The 18,899-nt window shown below is 60.6% G+C and carries 16 protein-coding genes and 2 pseudogenes; 11 read left to right on the forward strand and 7 right to left on the reverse strand.

The window, feature by feature from the left end; genetic code table 11:
* Window positions 1-87: 87 nt before the first annotated feature.
* Together KI242_RS23600 and acs are read right to left on the reverse strand one after the other, a co-directional pair.
* Window positions 88-864, reverse strand: a complete 777-nt coding sequence (locus KI242_RS23600) for an ABC transporter substrate-binding protein (protein WP_011062777.1) — start codon at window positions 862-864, stop codon at window positions 88-90.
* A 603-nt stretch (window positions 865-1,467) separates the two neighbouring features.
* A pseudogene (acs, locus tag KI242_RS23605) lies at window positions 1,468-3,421 on the reverse strand (acetate--CoA ligase).
* Window positions 3,422-3,832: 411 nt separating this feature from the next.
* On the opposite strand from acs, the gene KI242_RS23610 reads away from it, so the two are divergent.
* The 3 genes from KI242_RS23610 (at window position 3,833) to KI242_RS23620 (ending at window position 7,230) form a co-directional block, all read left to right on the forward strand.
* Entirely contained in the window at window positions 3,833-4,096 is a 264-nt protein-coding gene (locus KI242_RS23610; protein ID WP_011062779.1) for a DUF2790 domain-containing protein, read from the forward strand.
* A 749-nt stretch (window positions 4,097-4,845) separates the two neighbouring features.
* Window positions 4,846-6,093: a ribonucleotide-diphosphate reductase subunit beta gene (locus KI242_RS23615; RefSeq protein WP_015636683.1), complete on the forward strand. Its 1,248-nt coding sequence runs from the start codon at window positions 4,846-4,848 to the stop codon at window positions 6,091-6,093.
* A 156-nt stretch (window positions 6,094-6,249) separates the two neighbouring features.
* The gene (locus tag KI242_RS23620) at window positions 6,250-7,230 is read left to right on the forward strand and encodes a hypothetical protein (protein ID WP_212805601.1); all 981 of its coding nucleotides are present in this window, start codon (window positions 6,250-6,252) and stop codon (window positions 7,228-7,230) included.
* A gap of 12 nt (window positions 7,231-7,242) precedes the next feature.
* On the opposite strand, the gene KI242_RS23625 is transcribed toward KI242_RS23620, so the two are convergent.
* Both KI242_RS23625 and KI242_RS23630 read right to left on the reverse strand, forming a co-directional pair.
* Window positions 7,243-8,442, reverse strand: coding sequence for a hypothetical protein (locus KI242_RS23625; protein ID WP_053159815.1), 1,200 nt, complete (start codon window positions 8,440-8,442; stop codon window positions 7,243-7,245).
* A gap of 121 nt (window positions 8,443-8,563) precedes the next feature.
* Window positions 8,564-9,379, reverse strand: a complete 816-nt coding sequence (locus KI242_RS23630) for a sulfite exporter TauE/SafE family protein (RefSeq protein WP_011062783.1) — start codon at window positions 9,377-9,379, stop codon at window positions 8,564-8,566.
* Between the two features lie 114 nt (window positions 9,380-9,493).
* Here KI242_RS23630 and KI242_RS23635 point away from each other — a divergent pair, with 114 nt between their 5' ends.
* Together KI242_RS23635 and KI242_RS23640 are read left to right on the forward strand one after the other, a co-directional pair.
* Window positions 9,494-10,249, forward strand: a complete 756-nt coding sequence (locus tag KI242_RS23635) for a helix-turn-helix transcriptional regulator (RefSeq protein WP_212805602.1) — start codon at window positions 9,494-9,496, stop codon at window positions 10,247-10,249.
* Window positions 10,250-10,390: 141 nt separating this feature from the next.
* Window positions 10,391-10,708 (forward strand): XRE family transcriptional regulator, encoded by a 318-nt coding sequence (locus tag KI242_RS23640; RefSeq protein ID WP_026020019.1) that lies wholly within the window; start codon window positions 10,391-10,393, stop codon window positions 10,706-10,708.
* A gap of 169 nt (window positions 10,709-10,877) precedes the next feature.
* On the opposite strand, the gene KI242_RS23645 is transcribed toward KI242_RS23640, so the two are convergent.
* Window positions 10,878-11,936 (reverse strand): MBL fold metallo-hydrolase, encoded by a 1,059-nt coding sequence (locus KI242_RS23645; protein WP_194237087.1) that lies wholly within the window; start codon window positions 11,934-11,936, stop codon window positions 10,878-10,880.
* Window positions 11,937-12,139: 203 nt separating this feature from the next.
* On the opposite strand from KI242_RS23645, the gene KI242_RS23650 reads away from it, so the two are divergent.
* From KI242_RS23650 to KI242_RS23665, 4 genes and pseudogenes are all read left to right on the forward strand, one after another.
* Window positions 12,140-12,748 (forward strand): TetR/AcrR family transcriptional regulator, encoded by a 609-nt coding sequence (locus KI242_RS23650; RefSeq protein ID WP_011062787.1) that lies wholly within the window; start codon window positions 12,140-12,142, stop codon window positions 12,746-12,748.
* Window positions 12,749-12,931: 183 nt separating this feature from the next.
* Window positions 12,932-14,001: pseudogene (locus KI242_RS23655) on the forward strand (diguanylate cyclase).
* A gap of 357 nt (window positions 14,002-14,358) precedes the next feature.
* Entirely contained in the window at window positions 14,359-15,678 is a 1,320-nt protein-coding gene (locus tag KI242_RS23660; RefSeq protein WP_212805603.1) for a PAS domain-containing methyl-accepting chemotaxis protein, read from the forward strand.
* Window positions 15,679-15,767: 89 nt separating this feature from the next.
* Window positions 15,768-16,307 carry a DUF1003 domain-containing protein gene (locus KI242_RS23665; protein WP_019093603.1) on the forward strand — a complete coding sequence of 180 codons (540 nt, stop codon included), beginning with the start codon at window positions 15,768-15,770 and terminating at the stop codon, window positions 16,305-16,307.
* 5 nt (window positions 16,308-16,312) lie between these two features.
* Here the strand turns inward: KI242_RS23665 and KI242_RS23670 are convergent, their stop codons facing one another.
* Window positions 16,313-17,191 (reverse strand): LysR family transcriptional regulator, encoded by an 879-nt coding sequence (locus KI242_RS23670; protein ID WP_244868153.1) that lies wholly within the window; start codon window positions 17,189-17,191, stop codon window positions 16,313-16,315.
* 88 nt (window positions 17,192-17,279) lie between these two features.
* Between KI242_RS23670 and KI242_RS23675 the strand changes: the two genes are divergently transcribed.
* Both KI242_RS23675 and KI242_RS23680 read left to right on the forward strand, forming a co-directional pair.
* Window positions 17,280-17,999 carry a CTP synthase gene (locus tag KI242_RS23675; protein ID WP_210671387.1) on the forward strand — a complete coding sequence of 240 codons (720 nt, stop codon included), beginning with the start codon at window positions 17,280-17,282 and terminating at the stop codon, window positions 17,997-17,999.
* The gene (locus tag KI242_RS23680; protein WP_011062793.1) at window positions 17,996-18,319 is read left to right on the forward strand and encodes an antibiotic biosynthesis monooxygenase; all 324 of its coding nucleotides are present in this window, start codon (window positions 17,996-17,998) and stop codon (window positions 18,317-18,319) included. Before KI242_RS23675 ends, KI242_RS23680 begins: the two co-directional genes overlap by 4 nt.
* A 55-nt stretch (window positions 18,320-18,374) precedes the next feature.
* Here KI242_RS23680 and KI242_RS23685 read toward each other — a convergent pair whose 3' ends face one another.
* Window positions 18,375-18,710: a DUF2025 family protein gene (locus KI242_RS23685; RefSeq protein ID WP_011062794.1), complete on the reverse strand. Its 336-nt coding sequence runs from the start codon at window positions 18,708-18,710 to the stop codon at window positions 18,375-18,377.
* Window positions 18,711-18,899 lie beyond the last annotated feature (189 nt).

Genomic DNA, 18,899 nt, shown 5'->3' on the forward strand with positions numbered 1-18,899 from the left:
AGGTCCTCGAAAATTGGGATGAAAAAATGGCGCAAACTTCAGAGACTCTGCTGCTTGCGCCATCTCGGACTGACTGATTCGACGGTCTTACTTGCCGTAGATGTCGAAGTCGAAGTACTTGTCCTGGATTTGCTTGTACTTGCCGTTCTCACGAATGGCAGCGATGGCGGCGTTGATCTTGTCCAGATCGGCCTTGTCGCCCTTGCGCACGGCGATCCCTACGCCGTCGCCGAAGTATTTGACGTCGGTGAAGGCCGGACCGACGAAGGCGAAGCCCTTGCCAGCGTCGGTCTTCAGGAAGCCGTCATTCAACAGGGTAGCGTCCGCCACGGTACCGTCGAGGCGCCCGGCGGCCACATCCAGGTAGATTTCGTTCTGCGAGCCGTAAGGCTTGATCTGCGCACCCAGGGGAGCCAGCACTTCACGGGCGAAACGCTCGTGGATCGAACCGCGCTGCACGCCGATGTTCTTGCCCTTGAGCTCGGCCAGGCCGTCGCTGATCTGGGTACCGGCCTTCATCACCAGACGCGCCGGGGTGTTGTAGTACTTGTTGGTGAAGTCCACGGATTTCTTGCGATCGTCAGTGATCGACATGGACGAGAGGATGGCGTCGATCTTGCGAACCTTCAGTGCCGGGATCAGGCCGTCGAACTCTTGCTCGACCCAGACACACTTGACCTTCATCTCTTCGCACAGGGCGTTGCCGATGTCGTAGTCGAAACCGACGATGCTGCCGTCCGGCGCCTTGGAGGCAAACGGAGGGTAAGCCGCTTCGATACCAATTTTCAGCGGCTTTTCATCGGCGAAAGTCGGCAGGGACAGCACGGACAGTGCCAGGGCGCCAAGAAGCACGAGTTTCTTCATCTTAGAACTCCATCGGTAAAGGGCGAAAACGGCAGAGTGAGCGACAGCCCAATATGCGAATGGGTGAAATAGCAAATAGCGGCGCTGCGGCCCGGGCAGCCCGCAGGGGGCTCACACACAGGCAACGACGAGCGAGTGACCGGCATTCTAACGACAGGCTGGAAGCCGATATTTCCTCAATGCGACAACAAATTACAGAAGCATCGAGAATGCCTGGCCAGCGCATTGACAGCTCTTCAATTCTATGCAAGAGCGAAAGACGGGGAACCGATCTATGCTGCAAATTGCGGGCCTATTATTGGCAAAGCCTTCTATTCCGGCAAGCGCAGCGTGATGACTTATTTTTTATAAGGATATAAAAGGCCCTGAAATGGGGCCCGGCGTTTCCCATTGCCCCGAAAGTAGGCGCAAGGTTACATCTTCGGCCGTACCGGTAACATTCGGATACACCGAACGGATAAATCCGATATTTATTCGCCCCTTCTTCGCGGGCAAGCCGGCACCTGCAACAGCCACGCAGAGGGCTTTGCGGCCCATCGCCACCGCACAAAAAAGCCCCGCCCGGCACAGGGCCGGGCGGGGCTGGGTGACTCGAAAACCGCCTCAGGCGACGTTCATGGTCTTGTGGGTATCGATCAGGTGCTGCACCACACTCGGGTCAGCCAGGGTCGAGATATCGCCCAGACCGTCGTACTCCGCCGTGGCGATCTTGCGCAGAATCCGCCGCATGATCTTCCCGGAACGAGTTTTCGGCAGGCCCGGCGCCCATTGGATGACGTCCGGCGAGGCGATCGGCCCGATTTCCTTGCGCACCCAGTTCTTCAATTCCAGGCGCAGGGCTTCGTTCGGCTCTTCGCCACCATTGAGGGTCACATAGACGTAGATGCCCTGTCCCTTGATGTCGTGAGGCACACCCACCACCGCCGCTTCGGCGACCTTCGGGTGCGCAACCATGGCACTTTCGATTTCGGCGGTACCCATGCGGTGCCCGGAGACGTTGAGCACATCGTCCACCCGACCGGTGATCCAGTAGTAGCCATCCTCGTCGCGACGGGCGCCGTCACCGGTGAAGTACATGCCACGGAACGTCTTGAAGTAGGTATCGACGAAACGATCGTGGTCGCGGTACAGGGTCCGTGCCTGGCCTGGCCACGAGTCGAGAATCACCAGGTTGCCCTCGGCCGCGCCCTCGATGATGTTGCCCAGGTTATCCACCAGGGCCGGCACCACGCCGAAGAACGGACGCGCTGCGGAACCCGGCTTCAAGGCATGCCCCCGGCAGCGGGCTCATGAGGGTGGCGCCGGTTTCGGTCTGCCACCAGGTGTCGACGATCGGGCAGCGGGACTGACCGACGTTCTTGTAGTACCAGTCCCAGGCTTCCGGGTTGATCGGCTCGCCCACCGAACCCAGCAGGCGCAGGCTGCTGCCATCGGCGCCTTCGCAGGCAGCGGTGCCCGAAGCCATCATGGCGCGGATTGCGGTCGGTGCGGTGTAGAGGATGTTGACCTTGTGCTTGTCGACGATCTTCGCCACCCGAGTGACATCCGGGTAGTTCGGCACACCCTCGAACAGCACGGTGGTGGCGCCGTTGGCCAGCGGGCCGTAGACAATATAGGTGTGGCCGGTGACCCAGCCGACGTCGGCGGTGCACCAGTAGACTTCGCCCGGGCGGTAGTCGAACACCCGCTCATGGGTCAGCGACGCATACAGCAGGTAGCCGCCGGTGGTGTGCTGCACGCCCTTGGGCTTGCCGGTGGAACCGGAGGTATAGAGGATGAACAGCGCTTCTTCGGCGCCCATCTCTTTCGGCGCGCAGACGCTGCCGGCGACTTTCATCAAGTCTTCGTACCAGATGTCGCGGTGCTGGTTCCACTTGATGTTGCCACCGGTGCGCTTGCACACGATGACCTTCTGAATGCTGCTGGTTTCCGGGTTGGTCAGGGCATCGTCGACATTGGCCTTGAGCGGCACTTTCTTGCCGGCACGAATACCCTCGTCGGCAGTGATCACCACCTTGGAGCGGCAGTCGATGATGCGCCCGGCCAAGGCTTCAGGGGAGAAGCCGCCGAACACCACCGAGTGGATCGCGCCAATGCGGGTACAGGCCAGCATGGCCACCACCGCCTCGGGAATCATCGGCATATAGATAGTCACCACGTCGCCGCGGTGCACGTCCTGGCCACGCAGGGCGTTGGCGAACTTGCAGACTTCCTCATGCAGTTCGCGGTAGGTGATGTTGCGGCTTTCGGAAGGATCGTCGCCTTCCCAGATGATCGCGATCTGATCACCGCGCTCGGCGAGATGGCGATCCAGGCAGTTGTAGGAGACGTTCAGGGTGCCGTCGGCGAACCACTTGATATCGACATGGTGATCGTCGAAGGAGGTCTGCTTCACCGTGGTAAAAGGCTTGATCCAGTCGAGACGCTTGGCCTGTTCGCGCCAGAAACCGTCCGGGTTCACGACCGACTGCTGGTACATGGCCTTGTAGGTCGCCTCGTCAGTCAGCGTATTGGCCAAAACCTCGGGACGAACGGGATACAGAGAAGCCGCACTCATCTTTCTTACCTCGGTGACATAGTTGTTTTTGTATGACCCCGTTGTAGCCGGGGGGCGTCTATAGAACCATTCGACGATGGTAGTAACAACCCCCTGCGAAATACCCCTTCATTTGCCAAACCCCTTCAAGAATGCGCCTTACAGCGATATCCACCCTACCCAAAAAAGTTCCAGCCAGCTGCCAAACAGCCCTTTTTCGGCGATTGTTACAAAAACTGTCAAAGGTGTTTATCAAAAGTACGCCTATATGACTGCGGCCCCCGCGCCTAAAATCTGCCTCGCCCAACAGGCAATCTGATTAACCAAGTTGCAGCCCCCACGAAGGCAGTTAATCAAACTTCTACTCAAGTTCCACACGCAGCCCCATAAAGGCTGCGTGACCTCACACGACCTTAGAAAGGTAAAACGCAAATGAAAGCTTTATTAGTTCTGGCCCTCAGCAGTCTGTGCGTAACCGCGATGGCTGATGAGATCCCGACTGATGTCGCCAACCAGCAAGTACCGGTAGAGGAATACACTTACTCGACTGATCTGGATATCGCCAAAGTTATCTCCATGAGCGAAGTTCCAGAAGTATGCGAAGTTGTACCAGCGCGCATGGAATATGAAGACTCCCACGGCCAGCGGCATATTCTTCAATATCGCGTAATGGGCAACGGTTGCTCTAACGGCTAATAGCAAAGTTCATTGCACATACCTTGATGACTGCCGGCCGCAAGAAATCCCTCTTGCGGCACAGATGCCTGGTGACTACCCACCCATGGGCAGCAAAAGGCCTCAGCCTGACGACGTGCGAGCCCGGCAATCGCACGCACCTTTCCTCCTGAGGTTGATGGCCTCCTCATGGCACCGCCCACGACCTTGCGAGCAACTCCAGCGACGGCTTCGACGGAGGAAATCCGGCCCCCCCTGAAGACCTGCTCCAGGAGATTTCCCAAAGGCAAGACCGAGCGATTCGAGTTGTGTTCAAAACCTCAAAAAGGCTTGCAAAAACACAACATCTAGTAAAATTGGCTATTTTTTGGCCATTTCCGGCTGTTTTTTTCAAGCGTGAAAAAAAATCTTCAACCGCCAAAGCCTTGTAAACCCGCGCTCTGCTCCAAGTCCCCCCCTTCTCGGGCTCGCCTGCGCCCATCGGTCGCCCCACGCCCCCGAAAATATCCTTATAATGCGTCCTCAAAACGGGCCTGCAACATTCCCTTACCGGATGAAAACGACCTGCTGAATCCTGCGCAGGAGCTGGCACGCCAAGCTCCGCCCGACAGCGGCCTCCAGGCACCCGGACACGTATTTCTGTTTATTGCCTGCGTTCACTGCTGCAACAAACGATTTCCAATGATTTAACGCGGCCAGCGTGCCGTGTGAAAAACCACCCCTTTTGTTTTCACACGGGCATCTGGCCCTCGAGCAGGAGACGACACGTCATGCTGAGCTGGGACGAATTCGATAAAGAAGAAGGTGAAGTTGCGGTCAAAGGCGCCAACGCCGGCCACGCTACTGAAGCCAACATGGACCGCCTCGACAGCGCCGGTGGCGCCGCCGCTCTCGAAGCCCGTACCGTGACTGCCAGCGACTCCGCTGCCGTAGCCCGCGCCAAGGCGTCTCTGGATCAGCTCGACATCGCCGAAGGCCTGGCCGAGCTGGAAGGCTCTTCCGCCCGTGTCGCGGTTGACGAGAAGCGCATGATCAACTGCCGCGCCGACCTCAACCAGCTCGTGCCGTTCAAGTATGACTGGGCCTGGCAGAAGTACCTCGACGGCTGCGCCAACCACTGGATGCCGCAAGAGGTCAACATGACCGCCGACATCGCCCTGTGGAAAAACCCGGAAGGCCTGACCGACGACGAGCGTCGCATCGTCATGCGCAACCTGGGCTTCTTCTCCACCGCCGACTCCCTGGTTGCCAACAACCTGGTACTGGCCGTGTACCGCCTGATCACCAACCCGGAATGCCGCCAGTACATCCTGCGCCAGGCGTTCGAAGAGGCGATCCACACCCACGCCTACCAGTACTGCATCGAATCGCTGGCCATGGATGAAGGCGAGATCTTCAACATGTACCACGAGATTCCATCGGTCGCGAAGAAAGCCGCCTGGGGCCTGAAGTACACCCGTTCGATCTCCGATCCGAAGTTCGAAACCGGCACCGTCGACACCGACAAGGAACTGCTGCGCAACCTGATCGCCTACTACTGCGTTCTGGAAGGCATCTTCTTCTATTGCGGCTTCACCCAGATCCTGTCCATGGGCCGTCGCAACAAAATGACCGGTGTTGCCGAGCAGTTCCAGTACATCCTGCGCGACGAATCCATGCACCTGAACTTCGGCATCGACGTGATCAACCAGATCAAGATCGAAAACCCGCACCTGTGGGATGCCGAGATGAAGGAAGAGGCGACCCAGATGATCCTCCAGGGCACCCAACTGGAGATCGAATACGCTCGCGACACCATGCCGCGCGGTGTACTGGGCATGAACGCCGCGATGATGGAGGACTACCTCAAGTTCATCGCCAACCGTCGCCTGTCGCAGATCGGCCTGAAGGAAGAGTACCCAGGTACCACCAACCCGTTCCCATGGATGAGCGAGATCATGGACTTGAAGAAAGAGAAGAACTTCTTCGAGACCCGCGTGATCGAGTACCAGACTGGCGGCGCCTTGAGCTGGGATTGATTCCCGGATCAATGACACAAACAAGAAGCCCTGACCTGGTCAGGGCTTTTTTATTGGCCGCACCAATCTACACAGGGACTGGCTCATCAAAGTACGTGCAGGCTGCATGACCTGCCGCTATAAAGAACCCTCTTCCGCTTAAGGATCAAAGCGCCCATGAAATTCGATACCGCGTACTGCATCAGCCTCGACGACAAGTTGTCGATCTATGACGTGCGTGATCTGAATTTCGATGAAACCCTGGTCTTCGATTCGGCCAGGGAAAGTTTCCAGTGCCCCAACGATGCATGCCGCGCAGCGTTCGATAGCACTAATCAACTAGGCACTTTCAACGCCAAGAACGTCAACTACATCCGCACGCCGCATTTCAAGAACCTGCCCGCCACGCTTCATATAGAAGGATGCCCTTATGGGGTCAGCAAAAGCGCCGGTAGCGTGGAAGGCACCGCGACCGAAGAGGAACGCGAGGAGCATTTCCCTTCGGAGCTGCTCTTAAGCCGCCGTGAATACGTGCGCAAGCCGGCTAGCCCCCAAGCGGCAGTGGATGCCCCACAGGACACTCCGCCAGCCGCTACGGCCAGTTCGCACAAGCCCCATGCCGGGCGCGACACTACCCCGGACAAGACCAGCGTCTTCGCCCACCCAGTGGAGTGCTTTGTGTCGAACATCGACGACAAGGAACTGCTCAAGCGCATGCCGCTGAAGGTCGGCGAACACACGGCCAGCTACGCCTCATTCTTCAAGAAGATCGAGTACCTGCTGGACAACAAGGGGCTTATCTACTGGGGCAAGATCAAGGAGATCAAGGACTACACCCAAAGCTTTCGCATCGATTTCGAGCAGAAAGTCTGGTTCAAGGCAGAGGGCGAAACCAAGAAGAAGCCCTACTCGGTCAATGTCTACCTGAGCAAGAAGCTGATCGACAGCTACCGCAAGCGCAAAGCCTTCCTCGAGGAGATCAAGGGCGCCGCCGACAGCCAGCGGGAGCTGTACTGTTTCTTCTATGGCGTGACGCCGGCGCTCAAGCAAGTGCCGAGCAAGAAAGACCCCGAGTCGACCTTCGAGGTCTTCAGCGCCAATATCGAGAACCTGGATCACTTCGTGATCCGTGAGGCGCCGGGGCTGGAAGCAAAATAACCTCCTTCGGTTTCAATGCTTGGGCAGCTCCAGAGCGACGGCCCCGGGGTGCTTCCTGACCAACGCATACGGCAGCACCGCCCACTCAGGCCCGTCACAGGCCCGCGCTACCCGAGGAAAGTAGGCCTTGAGGAACAGCCCCTTGGGAGTGAAGTACCAACTGTTATCGCCCCAGACGCTCTCATCGCTGTAGTTGCAGCCCTCGTCGGGGTCGGTCGGCTCGCGCATCTTGGCGGGGTACAAGGCGCGAAACTGCTGGACCAGCCAGGGTGCCAGTTTTTCCTGGGTGTATTCGTAGAGGCCTGTGCGCTCAGCTTCGGTGAGACGAGTGTCCCCTTTGCCATTGCGGTCGCTGTGCAATAGCGGTTTGCCTTGCCCCACCCAGAGCACATCGGACAGTGACAACGGGTGGCCACTGTTCACGTCGATATTCATGGGGGAGTCGCCAAAGTCCGGGTGAGCACCGCCGCAGGAATAGCTGGTGGAGATATTCACGCTCAGTACCGCCGCTGAGAAGAACTGTGGTTTTACCGTCTGCATGAATTCGCCCTCCTGGGAGCCGGCTCCCAGCAGGCACTCGTGGTAGGCGCTCACCTCGCGCCACAGACGCTCCATCAACAACTGATTGAGACGCTGTTGCTGAGCTTCCGGGTAACCGCCGACCACCTTGAACATCGACAGCTTCGACCCTGGCTCGCTCCACCATTGCAGGGTGTAACCCATGAAGCTCTGCTGCTTGCCCTGCTTGAGGGCCAGGCCCTGCAGGCGCAGGTATTCGTACAGATCATTCGGATAAAGCTGCGCCAGATAGGGCAACGCATCCGGCTTGGGCGCCTCAGCCTTGGCCGTGGACAACTGCACATCGAGAGTCTTGCCCTTGGAATCCTGCCACTGTCCCTGCCAGCCATCGGCGGTTTGCTGCAACTTGAAGGTGGGCAGGGCCGCCTGCTCATCGTCAGGGCGGCCTCCTCCCTCCCGCAGCTCCAGCGCCTGCCCGACAAGCGTGCCGTTGAGTGCCAGATCATGGTGATACTTCTGATAGAAATATCGCCCTGTGACGTCCTTGGGATCGCCGGTATTGATTTCCAGCACAATCGGCATCTTGCCCAGAGTGCCGTTGAGAACCTGTCGAGAGGGCGAGGCCTGCAGGCCCTGAAGGTAGATACACAGCAACAGGGCACCGAGGATCTGGCGCATCAATCCGTTGAACATGGAAACTCCCTTGCATGAAAAGGCCGCCAGCGTCGTCAGCAGCGCCTGGGCCTGTGGTAGGCGACGAGCAATTATGGACCGGCACTCCAGGACAATCGAGCGGCCAAACGTGACGCTTCTATCACTTCAGGCACATGCTCAGCAGCACCAGAAACAACAGACCGATGTAAACCCTCGCATGTACCCGGTCAGGAATCCTGCCGATCCAGGGCGCGGCCAGACGAATACCCAGCAACGAACCGAGGGTGAGGACAAAAAACGCCAGCAGGTCGACATAACCGACAAACCAGGGGCCCAGATCGAAGCGGCTATAGCCTGCCAGCGCCATATAGGTCGCAGTACCCGCCAGCGCCACGGGGACACTCAGCGGATTGGCCATGGAGGTGGCCTGGGTCATGCTCAGGCCGCAGCGACGTAGCAGGGGAACTGTCATGACACTGCCGCCCACTCCGAGGAAGGTGGCAATGACGCCTATTCCTACACCGCCAAAGAGCGTTTCGCCTGATCCCAGGTCACGGGTTTTCTGCCCTACCGACTGTTCAAGAAACCCCCGGCGCAGCAGGCAGTCGGCAATGGTCAGGCCCAGGTAGGCAATAAAGGCATAGCGGATCACCTCGCCACTCACCCACATGGCCCCCGCCGCGCCAACTATCGCCCCCAGCCCGATATAGCCACCCAGGGGCCACAGATAGCGGCGGACAAGATTGCCTGCGCGCTGGTGCCTGCCGGTGGCAACCAGGGCGTTGACGATCATCACGCAGGTCGAAGTGGCTACCGCGACATGCATCGCCGCCTGTCCCACCGCCGAATCGGCGCCCTGGCTGCCGAGCAACATCCAGTACAGCAGCGGCACCACCACAAACCCGCCACCAAAGCCGAACAGCACGGCGCTGATGCCCGTCATGCAACCAAAAAGTGCCAACAGTAGATAGAACATCAAGGCGTTTCCATTCAGGTAGACGCCCTGGAAGATAGAACCCCAGCGCTTGGCCGGCTTCAGCAAATTGGCCAATAATGTTTGCGTTTACGCCAAATACGGGACTGTGTCGGCATGCGCAATATCTCCATCGACCAACTGGATCAGACCCCGCGCCCCGTGCTCGCCATTGGCACCGACTACCCAGACGGGCAACGCCTGCCGCGCCATCGGCATCGGCGGGCGCAACTGCTCTATGGCGCCACCGGAGTGATGCAGGTCAGTACCGATCAGGGCAACTGGGTGGTGCCACCGCAGCGGGCGGTGTGGATTCCACCGGGGGTGGAACATGAGGTGCTGATGCTTGGGGTCAGCACTCGCAGCCTGTATATCGAGCCGGCCGCGGCGCCACTGGACAGCAGCGGCTGCCGGGTCATCGGCATCTCGCCACTGCTGCGCCAGCTACTGCTGGAAGCAGTGGACATGCCGCTGGAATACGACCTGGACGGGCGCGACGGGCTGCTGATCAACCTGCTGCTGCACGAAATCCAGCGTTGCCCTGGCCTGCCGCTGCACATTCCCTTGCCGGCCGGCGGCCCACTGCTGGAGCTGTGCCGGGCCTTTCTCGCCCGGCCCGATGTCCATCAATCCCCCCTGCACTGGGCAGACCGACTGCATGTCAGCCTGCGTACCTTCAATCGCTGGTTTCGCCAGGAGACCGATATGAGCTTCGTGCAGTGGCGGCAACGGGCCTGCGTGATCCAGGCCCTGGCCCGGCTGGCGGCCGCGGAGCCGGTAACCCGAATCGCCCTGGACCTGGGCTATGACAGCCCTGGCGCGTTCTCCACCATGTTCCGTCGGGTGCTGGGGCAATCCCCCGCACCTACCTGAATCAAGAGCATCCAGCCCCTGGAAAAGCCTTGTGACCAAAGGCTGGCGCAGTGGCAGAAATTGAGTTTGATCCGGACGCAAAACAACTGTACAAATATCCAGTACAAAGCCAACGTACTGCCTAACCTCCCGGAGAAAACCATGGCCTCTCTCGCGATGAAAATCACCCTGGAACGTATCGCTCTCTATCAATTCACCCCGCAACACTGTGCCCAGGCCCGGGACATGCTGGGCTGGGACATGGATCAGCTGTCCCGCGAGTCCGCGGTCTCGGTGCAAGCCATCCAGCGCTTCGAAGCGGGCTACGAGGTCCGTGACGTAACCCGCCTGGCACTGGCGTTCTGCCTTGAGGCCCAGGGCCTGGTGTTCTTCCCGGGCTTCACCCCGGGCCGCGGCATGAACATCAAGGGAGCCACTCCCAACCCGATGGAGCGGCCCGACTACGCGCTGATCGAATGATCCAGCCGCCTGGGCAAGTGCTCGCACAAGGCCGGTACTGGCAGAGGGGTCGAGCCCGGACGAACCGGCGGGCAGGCCGGGGTTTTGATCCGGGCCTCATGGCGCCGCAAACGGCGGATGCCATGGTCACCATCCTCATAACCCGCCGCCCGGGCGAAGAAGGCCTGGGTCAGGCGGATTCGACGCCCGCCTGCTCCAGTGCACCTTCCACCTCCAGCCACCAGGCGGCTCCCCGCTGCGGCTGCGCCAGGTTGAAGGCTTCGCCCATTTGCGGCGTGGTGATGTTGGTACTGCGCTCCCAGGCCAGGGCCAGGATGCGGTCGAAGGGTTCGTGCCAGGCGTGCATCGCCAGGTCGAAGGTGCCGTTGTGGATCGGTAGCAGCCAACGACCTTGCAGGTCGATGTGGGCCTGCAGAGTCTGCTCGGGCTGCATGTGCACATGGGGCCATTCGACGTTGTAGGCCCCGGTTTCCATCAGTGTCAGGTCGAATGGGCCGTACTGCTGGCCGATACGCTTGAAACCGTCGAAATAACCGGTATCGCCGCTGAAGAAGATCCGCGTAGGGCCATCGATCATCACCCAGGAGGCCCACAAGGTCCGGTTGCCATCGAACAGACCACGCCCGGAAAAGTGCTGCGATGGGGTGGCAACGAAACGGACGCCAGCGACCTCACAGCCCTGCCACCAATCCAGTTGCCGGACCTTGGCCGCCGGCACGCCCCACTTGATCAAGGTATCGCCCACCCCCAGCGGGGTGAGGAAATGCCGAGTCTTGTCCGCCAGGACCAGCACGGTCTTGTGATCAAGGTGATCGTAATGATCATGAGACAGGATCACCGCCTCGATATCGGGCAATTGCTCCAGGCTGATCGGCGGCAGGTGAAAGCGCTTCGGCCCGGCCCATTGCACGGGTGACGCGCGCTCGGCAAACACCGGATCGGTGATCCAGAACTTGCCGCGCATCTTCAGCAGCACGGTGGAATGCCCCAGGCGGTAGACGCTGTGATCGGGCGCCGCCAGCAACTGCTCGCGGGTCAGCGGCTGCACCGGAATGGCTCCGGCCGGGCGGGTATTGCGCGGCTTGTGGAACAACATGTTCCAGAAGATCTGCAGGGTCTTGCCAAAGCCGGCACGACGCACCGGCGCATGGTTGCGAAAAGCCCCCTGCTCCTGGCGCGAGGTTTCCTCGCGGGGAGCACGGGTGATGCTTGACGAGACAGTGGCCATGATTGAAATGACTCCATGGAACGCAGCAAGGTTGCGACGTGGTATTGCGGGACGATCTACTGGCCAAGGCACGCAAGCATCAGCCGCCAATCATCGTTTCAAAGATGAACTACACTACACAGTGTAGTTTCTACATTGCAACAGGAAACAGACGAAGTAGACTGCCGAGTGTTTTTACCGACCACCCTGACCGAACCCAACTTATGACAGCCCCGAAGCGCCTCACCGACCTCAAACGCAGTGCCATCGTCCAGGCGGCGATCAGTGAATTTCGCACCAGCGGTTTCGAGATCACCAGCATGGACAAGATTGCCGCTACGGCTGGGGTGTCCAAGCGCACGGTGTACAACCACTTCCCCAGCAAGGAGGAACTGTTCGCCGAGATCCTGCACCAGCTCTGGGCCAGCATCAGCGCGCAATCGGAAATCATCTACCGCAGCGACCTGCCCCTGCGCGAGCAGTTGGAAAAGGTCGTGCGGGCCAAGCTGCAACTGCTGGCGGACGACAACTTTCTCGATCTGGCCCGGGTGGCCATCGCCGCAGCCATTCACTCGCCGGAACGGGCGCAGAACATGGTGGCGCGGCTTGGCGAACGGGAAGAAGGCCTGACCCTGTGGATTCGCGGCGCCCTGGCCGACGGTCGCCTCAAGCCGGTAGACCCGGAATTCGCCGCGACCCAGATGCACGGCCTGCTCAAGAGCTTCGCCTTCTGGCCGCAGATCACCATGGGCCAGGCGCCACTGGCAACAGGCATGCAAAATCAGGTCGTCGAGTCGGCGCTGGACATGTTCCTGGGTCACTACCAGGCCTGAATTCCCGGGGCACCTGTGCGCGCCGAACCGCAGCCGGCGGTCGCCACCACTGTGAAATGGCTTGGAAGGACACTGATTATTCTCACTGGAATAAATGACAATATTCACCAGACTGATCCGATAAACGGCTAAGCCGAAAAAACACCACAAGGTGTTTCAGTACAGAACCTGGTGCAGGAATTTATGGAAAACCAACGCGGCAAGGGGCTGTCATTTGCCCGGCGCATCTATCGGCCAAGGATCATCGGCCTGGGTATCGGCGGTATCAGTGTATTCGCCACCCTCTACCCCCTTGCACTGCCCGGTTGGATCTGGGCCCTGCTCCTGTTCCACGGCCTGCTCTGGCCTCACCTGGCCTATCAACTCTCCACCCGCTCTGCCTTTCCCTACCAGGCAGAACGTCGCAACCTGCTGTACGACTCGATGCTGGGCGGTTTCTGGGCTGCCACCATGCAGTTCAATCCCCTGCCCGCCGTCACCATCCTGTCGATGATGGCCATGAACAATGTGGCCGCCGGGGGGTGCGTCTGTTCATCCGTGGCGCTCTGGCCCAGGGCATCGGGGTCCTGTTGTCCTGGTCGCTGTTCGGCGCCAGCTTCAATACCCGGATCAGCCCGCTGCAGATCTATGCCTGCCTGCCGATGCTCACGCTCTATCCGCTGGCCGTGGGCATGGTCTGCTACCGGCTGGCGATCAAGCTGTCCGAGCACAAGCGCGCCCTGAGCGCCCTGAGCCGCACCGACAGCCTCACCGGTCTGCTCAACCACGGCTCCTGGAAAGACCTGCTGCATATCAAGTTCCACAAGTGCCAGCAGCAACAGATCAATGCCAGCATCGCCCTGATCGACATCGACCACTTCAAGGCGATCAACGACACCTACGGACACATCATCGGCGATACGGTGCTGCGCCATCTGAGCAACGAACTGCGGCGCAACCTGCGTCACGACGACCTCGCCGGCCGCTACGGCGGTGACGAGTTCTGCGTGATCCTGCCGCGCATGGACCGCCAGCAGGCACTGGAGGTCATGGAACGCCTGCGCCAGGTCTTCAGCCAGTACCGGCATCCGCAAGTGGCTGAACTGAAAGTCAGCCTGAGCATCGGCCTGGCCGCCTTCGACCGCGAATTCCAGGACCCTTCAAGTTGGCTCAACGCCGCCGACAAGGCCCTGTACCTGGCGAAAAACAGTGGCCGCAATCGAATTGCCAGCAATGACGACGAGGCTCATTCCCGGCAAACACAAATGGCATAAAAACCCAAAAAACTTATACAAAAAGGAAGTAAAAAACATTTTTGTACAACTTTATTTGGATTTATCCCTGCAATTGCCATCATAATGCCGCCACTTCGCTACCGCACAGGACCTCCATTCGGGGACAAATGCCGTAGCCCATCAATCCAACTAAATCGATTCGCAGCCACTACGTCTCCTCTTGATGCGGCCAACGATGCACGCCAGCAACGTCGCCCGCGTCATCGCTGCGAATTTATCTGTCAGTCATGGAACGCTGGCATTGAGCAGATAATGCCGAACGCTGGGGAGCATTCGGCATACCGGCGAACTCAATAGGGATCGACGCGACGTTTCTCCCACAGAGCACCAGCTACCATGCTATTCAACCGCCACAACAAGACCATCGATTCCCTGCAGCAAACCATTGCCGAACAATCCCGACTGCTGGAAGCCATCGATCGCTCCATGGCGGTGATCGAATTCGACCTGCAGGGCAACGTCCTGCGAGCCAACGCCAACTTTCTCCAGACCCTGGGCTATCGCGAAGACCAGGTGATAGGCCAGCCGCACCGCCTGTTCTGCACCCCGGAGTACGTTCGCAGCAGCGACTACCAGCAATTGTGGAACCGCCTCAGAAGCGGCCAGTTCGAATCCGGAACCTTCGAACGGGTGGCCAGCAACGGCCAGAGCCTGTGGCTGGAAGCCAGCTACAACCCCATCCGCGACGCATCCGGCGCAGTGTACAAAGTGGTCAAGTACGCCCTGGATGTCACCGCCCGAGTGCAGGAAGAGGTGGAGGCGCGAAACAAGCTGGACGCCATCGACCGGGCCATGGCGGTGATCGAGTTCAACCTCGACGGCAGCATCATCGGTGCCAACAGCAATTTCCTCAGCCGCATGGGCTACAGCCTGGCCGAGATCAAGGGCAAGCATCACCGCATGTTCTGCAAACCCGAGCTGATCAACAGCAGCGCCTACCAGGACTTCTGGAACCGCCTGAACCGGGGTGAGTTCTTCAACGGTCAGTTCGAGCGGATCGACAGGCACGGACGTACGCTGTGGCTGGAAGCCAACTACAACCCGGTCTACGACGCCAGCGGGCGCCTGTGCAAAGTGGTCAAGTACGCCGCCGACGTCACCCAGCAGGTGGAAAAACACGAACAGGATGCCCAGAGCGCGAGCCAGGCTTATCACATCTCGGTGCAGACCCGAAAAGTCGCCGAACAAGGCACCGGAGTGATCCAGCAAGCCGCCAGCGAAATGCGCCAGATCGCCGAGAACATCGAGGGATCTTCATCGCTGATCGCGCGCCTGGGCGAACGCTCCGAGCAGATCACCGCCATCGTCAACACCATCCGCGCCATTGCCGACCAGACCAACCTGCTGGCTCTGAACGCCGCCATCGAAGCGGCCAGGGCCGGGGACCAGGGCCGTGGTTTTGCCGTGGTGGCCGATGAAGTCCGGCAATTGGCGGCGCGCACCAGCGGCTCGACGGCGGAAATCTCCAGCATGATCGACATGATCCAGAACGAAACGCAGCAAGCCATCAAGAGCATGGACGGTACCCGGGAGCGGGCGGCCAAGGGCGTGCAACTGGCGGATCAGGCGGGCACGGTGATCCTGCAGATTCGCGACGGTGCCAGCGAGGCGGTAGAGGCCGTGAGCATGTTCGCCAACGAACGCGGCGCCCCCTGAGGGCAGGCTTTCCCGGCGTCGAGAGCGACGTCGGGCCTGGCCCGGGAGGCTATAGTGGCCTGACGTCCCAGTGCCTGGCGGAGGCCATCATGAGTTCCAGCGACACCCCGAAGAAAACCACTCCGGTCATCGACCACCTGCGCTTTCATCGCGCCCATGCCCACCTGGCGCCGACCTTCGGCACCGATAACTTCGCCTTGAAGGCCGAAGCCTTCGCCCGGTTCTTCGGCACCCCGACCTTCCTCGGCGCACAAACCCTGGTGGTGCTGGTCTGGGTGGCCCTGAACCTGACCGGCGTCACCCATTTCGACGTCTATCCCTTCATCCTGCTGAACCTGGCCTTCAGCCTGCAATCGGCCTATGCCGCCCCGCTGATTCTCCTCGCACAGACCCGCCAGGCCGCGCGGGACAAGGCCCAGGCGGATGCCGATGCGCAGCACCGCGAAGCCCTGGCCGTTGCCAACAGCGAGCGCCAGGCCCAGGCCGCACAGACCACCACGCAACTGATGGAGCTGCTGGAACAGAACACCCGCCTGACCGAAATGACCAAGCAACTGACCGAGCGCATCGAGAATCTCACCAGTGAGATGCATGAGCATTTCGTGCGCAAGGATCAACCCAAGGCCTGAAGGCCTCAGGGCCAGCGCAGGTGCCGCGCCAACTCGTCGAACAGTGTCACCACCGAACGCAAGGCCCGACAGTCCGGGCGGGTCAGCAGCCACAGGGCGGTTTCCTGGCCCTGGGGTTCACTCAACGCTTCCAGCCCGGCGCTGCCCACCAGGAAATCCGGCAGCGCGGCCACGCCCAGACCAGCGCGCACCAGCTCGGTAACCGAAAGCATGCTGTTGCAGCGGTAACTGGGCTGTACGCCGGGCCATTGCTGGCGACGCCAGACCACGGTGGGGTGATCGGGCAGGAAATCGTCCGGGGCGATCCAGGCCAGCCGCGACAGATCAGTGCAGTCGACCCGTTGCCGATAGGCCGGGCTGGCGCATACCCGGTAGGACACCGCCCCCAGGCAGCGCCCCACCAGGTGCTCTGGAGGCCTGGCGGTCAGGCGCACGGCAATATCCGCATCACGCCGGTTGAGATTGACGAAATCATTGGACGTGCACAGCTCGATGACCAGTGCCGGGTAGTTCGCCATGAACTGCGCCAGGGCCGGCAGCAACAGGCCTTGCAACACCGAATCGGTACAAGTCAGGCGTACCGTGCCGCTGACCACTTCGCCGCCCCGGGCCACGCCGATACGCGCCGCTTCCAGGGCCTGTTCCGCGTGTTCGGCCTGCTGCGCCAGGGCCTGGGCCAGGCTGGTGGGCAAGTAGCCGGCGCGGCTCTTGTCGAACAACTGCTGGCCCAGCCCGGCCTCCAGCCGGCGCACGGCGCGAAACACCGTCGAGACATCGACCTTGAGCAGGGCCGCAGCACGCGCCAGGGAGCCGCCGCGAACCAGGGCCAGGATCAATGAGAGATCGGGATAGTCCAACTGATAGTGCGCTGGTGCAATGATCATTTGGGTAAACGCCAATATTGATTGCGTAGGCGCCAATTTATAGTGGGCCCAGGCCATCGACAAGTCAGGGTCACAACCGGAGAGTTCCATGCATCCACAGGTACCAGCACCGACCATTCGTATCGCCCTGGTAGGGGATTACGACCCACAGATCACCGCGCACCAGGCCATCCCCCTGGCCCTGGAGCGGGCAGCGCAGGAGGGTGCCGGCCCAATGGAATACCAGTGGCTGGCAACCGCCGATCTGCACCAGGAGAAAGACCTGGAGGGCTTCCACGGTATCTGGTGTGTCCCCGGCAGCCCCTACCGCAACATCGAGGGTGCCCTGCAGGCGATCCGCGTGGCGCGTGAACAGCAGCGGCCATTTCTCGGTACCTGTGGCGGCTTTCAGCACGCGGTCCTGGAATACGCCCGCAATGTGCTGGGCTGGGCCGATGCTGAACACGGTGAAACCGCGCCCGAAGCCGAGCGCGTGCTGCTCACGCCCTTGAGTTGCGCCCTGGTGGAAGCCCGGGACTCGATTCAGTTGCGCGCCAACAGCCGCATCGCCAGGGCCTACGGCACAACCTGCATCGAGGAAGGTTATCGCTGCCGCTATGGCGTCAATCCGGACTTCGCTGGCGCCCTGCTCAGCGGCACCTTGATCCCCACTGGCCATGACAGCGCCGGCGACCTGCGCAGCCTGGAACTGGACGAGCATCCGTTCTTCGTCGCCACCCTGTTCCAACCCGAGCGCGCGGCCCTCCAGGACCGCACACCGCCTCTGGTCAGGGCCTTGCTCACGGCCTGCCGGGAGTGCCAAGCATGACTGACCGGACTCCCGCACCGCCCTACTACGCCGTGATTTTCAGTTCCCAGCGCGGTGAGGCCGACCCCGCCTATGAACAGGCAGCCGAACGCATGCTCGAACTGGCGCGCCAGCAGCCGGGGTTTCTCGGGGTCGAATCGGCACGAGGTGAGGACGGCTTCGGCATCACCGTGTCGTACTGGAGCAGCGAAGCGGCGATCCTGGCCTGGAAGCAGCACCCCGAACACAGCGCGATCCGCGAGCGCGGTCGGGCACAGTGGTATCGCCAGTTCAGCACCCGGGTGAGCAAGGTCCAACGGGCTTACGGCTTTCCAGGCTGAGCCCGCTTCAGGCACGGATTCCCGAGCCGCCCGGGGGACGGCTCGGGGGCACGCATCAGCCCTGCGTGGTCGACAGCAGGCTGCGCACCGCCTGGATTTCCGGCAAGTCGCTGCGGCGCATGTATACCCGCAGCGGCTCGCTGATATTGATCCGGTCGTCGATGTTCTGATCCAGCAGCAGTTGGATCTGCTCGCGCTTGAGGCTCATGGCCTGGTCCGACACCGGCGCCCAGACAAACTCGTGGGCCGGCACGATGGCGTCGTCGGCCACGTCCATGCCAAAGGAGTCTTCGCTGAAGCGCACGATATAGCGACCGGTCTTTCGATTGAAGCCGACAAAGCCCTTGAGCTGGTCGGCAGCCTGACAGATGAGTTCGGAGGTGATGCTCATGGTAAACCTCACTAGAGTCCCGCAGGACAGGTGATCAATGGTCTACACGCGAGGCAAGGGACAGCGGAGTTTTCAGGGCCTCCCTCTGATGGGGAAACTGCAGCGCCCAAGAGTACTGCAAAGCGCCGGAAAAAAGCGCTGAAAAATGCAAATGAGAGGGATTTATGTCGCTCTGGAGATAGCACAAGC

It is taken from the genome of Pseudomonas sp. Eqa60 (assembly GCF_018326405.1).
GTDB classification, from domain to species: Bacteria; Pseudomonadota; Gammaproteobacteria; order Pseudomonadales; family Pseudomonadaceae; genus Aquipseudomonas; species Aquipseudomonas protegens.

Coding starts and splice junctions, on each gene's coding strand:
- KI242_RS23600 (WP_011062777.1), bottom strand. CDS start 864: ATGAAGAAACTCGTGCTTCTTGGCGCCCTGGCACTGTCCGTGCTGTCC.
- KI242_RS23610 (WP_011062779.1), top strand. CDS start 3,833: ATGAAAGCTTTATTAGTTCTGGCCCTCAGCAGTCTGTGCGTAACCGCG.
- KI242_RS23615 (WP_015636683.1), top strand. CDS start 4,846: ATGCTGAGCTGGGACGAATTCGATAAAGAAGAAGGTGAAGTTGCGGTC.
- KI242_RS23620 (WP_212805601.1), top strand. CDS start 6,250: ATGAAATTCGATACCGCGTACTGCATCAGCCTCGACGACAAGTTGTCG.
- KI242_RS23625 (WP_053159815.1), bottom strand. CDS start 8,442: ATGTTCAACGGATTGATGCGCCAGATCCTCGGTGCCCTGTTGCTGTGT.
- KI242_RS23630 (WP_011062783.1), bottom strand. CDS start 9,379: ATGTTCTATCTACTGTTGGCACTTTTTGGTTGCATGACGGGCATCAGC.
- KI242_RS23635 (WP_212805602.1), top strand. CDS start 9,494: ATGCGCAATATCTCCATCGACCAACTGGATCAGACCCCGCGCCCCGTG.
- KI242_RS23640 (WP_026020019.1), top strand. CDS start 10,391: ATGGCCTCTCTCGCGATGAAAATCACCCTGGAACGTATCGCTCTCTAT.
- KI242_RS23645 (WP_194237087.1), bottom strand. CDS start 11,936: ATGGCCACTGTCTCGTCAAGCATCACCCGTGCTCCCCGCGAGGAAACC.
- KI242_RS23650 (WP_011062787.1), top strand. CDS start 12,140: ATGACAGCCCCGAAGCGCCTCACCGACCTCAAACGCAGTGCCATCGTC.
- KI242_RS23660 (WP_212805603.1), top strand. CDS start 14,359: ATGCTATTCAACCGCCACAACAAGACCATCGATTCCCTGCAGCAAACC.
- KI242_RS23665 (WP_019093603.1), top strand. CDS start 15,768: ATGAGTTCCAGCGACACCCCGAAGAAAACCACTCCGGTCATCGACCAC.
- KI242_RS23670 (WP_244868153.1), bottom strand. CDS start 17,191: ATGATCATTGCACCAGCGCACTATCAGTTGGACTATCCCGATCTCTCA.
- KI242_RS23675 (WP_210671387.1), top strand. CDS start 17,280: ATGCATCCACAGGTACCAGCACCGACCATTCGTATCGCCCTGGTAGGG.
- KI242_RS23680 (WP_011062793.1), top strand. CDS start 17,996: ATGACTGACCGGACTCCCGCACCGCCCTACTACGCCGTGATTTTCAGT.
- KI242_RS23685 (WP_011062794.1), bottom strand. CDS start 18,710: ATGAGCATCACCTCCGAACTCATCTGTCAGGCTGCCGACCAGCTCAAG.